The organism is Cupriavidus sp. DL-D2 (assembly GCF_039710735.1).
Taxonomy (GTDB): Bacteria; Pseudomonadota; Gammaproteobacteria; order Burkholderiales; family Burkholderiaceae; genus Cupriavidus.
The window spans coordinates 1-369 of the sequence record NZ_JBDKXK010000161.1; the positions used below are offsets into that span (position 1 = coordinate 1).

The window sequence follows — 369 nt, forward strand, 5'->3', positions numbered from 1 at the left end:
GCGCGGCGCGCCAAGCGTCTTGCACACTACCGCCACCGGCCAGACCTTCTCCGCCTGCTCGATCACTTCGTATTGCGATCGAGTTCCTTGACGAAGAAGGTCGTGGACTTTTTTAGGATGTCACGCTCCCGTTCGAGTCGTGCCACTTGCTTCTCCAGCTCGCGGATACGCGCCTGGTCTGGCGACATGTTCGCCGGTCCAACAACCACCGGCGCTGCCTTCGGCTGCCGGTCGCCAAGCCAGCGTCTTAGCGCCGTCTCACCCACGCCGAGCGCCTTGGCCGCCTGCGTAACCGAATAGCCTTGCTCCAGTACCAGATTCACGGCGTCAGCCTTGAACTCTTCCGTAAAGCCCTTGCGTGCCATTTTT

Annotated in this window: 1 protein-coding gene; it reads right to left on the bottom strand. The window is 61.2% G+C overall.

Annotated elements, in window-relative coordinates; genetic code table 11:
* Positions 1–62: 62 nt before the first annotated feature.
* Positions 63–369 (bottom strand): transposase (locus tag ABDB81_RS30480; protein ID WP_346814432.1); only part of this gene is annotated, 307 nt, incomplete at its 5' end.